Here is a 1,317-nt window from a genome sequence, read left to right as displayed (position 1 = left end):
AACTTGATAAGAATCAATCGCACTTGCTTGATTGTTTGTCTTTTTCTGACTTCCTCCCCCATAACTCTCATAAAGTATCAAATCTTGCTCTTTGTCTAGATTCAATACATAATCTCTAAATTTTTTCTTTGAGTGATTTTGTCTGAAAAAGATGTGATCTTCTGTCTTTTTTCCTGTTTTTTCTTCTGTCTTTGCATCTCTTAGCTCATCCAAACACAATAAACCAAACAACATTCCCAACTGATATTGCTTCACTATATCAAAGTTTTCTAATGTATTGTTATTGCGAACTTGACTGCTTTGTGTTTGACAAATCTTATAAAAATAACCTTGTGCTTGACCAATTCCTCCAGTGCAAAATCTTCCCCCCAAGATGATGTTTTGGAAGGAGAAGCTCAAAGAGGTATGAAAGATTTTAATGGGATAATACACTCCTTCTTCTCTTTTGAGGGCCAAAGGAGCATGGTATTTATCTCTTAGGCGTGTATAAACAAGTATTTCATAGGCTTTCTTTTGTTGTTCATAAGCATTGATCCAAAGCTTATCAATACACTCAATCATCCAAGCCTGCAATAAAGCAACCAAAAATCCCTTGAAATCAGGTTTAAGAATCTCAATAGAGATAGAGGGAGATCTCCATTGGCCAATCAATCCCTGAAAGAGAATGTTTTGAGGGTATTTTTTGACTTCTTCATAGAGAGTTTGGATGATAAGGGCATTGAAATCAATGTTTTGTTTTTGAGCCTCTTCTTTTGCTTTTTGTACAATGCTTTCTAAAAGCTTTGCTCCCTCTTTGATTCCTTCAATCTTATTTTGGAAATTTGCTTTGATTTGAAATGTCCTCTCCAAACTCAAGACTAATTGCTTTGCTTTGGGATGAGAGAGTAGGGCATTAAAGAGATAAAGATCTAGACTGGGAAGAGAAGAAAGAACAGCCTTAAATGGAAAGATATGAATACAAAGCTGGATATGACTTAAATAAAACATTCCAAATGATTCTATGTCTTCTTCTATCTCACATAAAGAAGCGACCTTTTCAAAGAGTTGATCCACTTCAAGAGTTGCCTTTGAATGAGGAGATTGGATTAAAAAATCAAGGGAGAGGGTATGTTTTTGAGTTGAAGGGGTAAAAGAGAGATAGAGGTCTTCAAAGACTTGTTGTGTTTGTCTTTCTGCAAACCTTGTGCTTTGAGTGCCAAAAGTTTCCTTCTCTCCACAAGCAAGAGTTTGTCCTTCAAATTGAATCTTTGTTGTTTGAAGAGTAACATCAGGATAACTTGCTTGGATTGCCATGATTAAAAGAGAGATGAGAATAAG

At 35.4% G+C, this 1,317-nt stretch carries 1 pseudogene; it reads right to left on the bottom strand.

The features are described 5' to 3' along the window. A pseudogene (locus LW137_RS07090) lies at positions 1-1,293 on the bottom strand (hypothetical protein); the annotation flags it as partial. Positions 1,294-1,317: the final 24 nt, after the last annotated feature.

It is taken from the genome of Helicobacter kayseriensis, assembly GCF_021300655.1.
Lineage (GTDB): Bacteria > Campylobacterota > Campylobacteria > Campylobacterales > Helicobacteraceae > Helicobacter_G > Helicobacter_G kayseriensis.
Note: the sequence above shows the minus strand (reverse complement) of the source record. Positions and strands in the feature narration are given on the sequence as shown.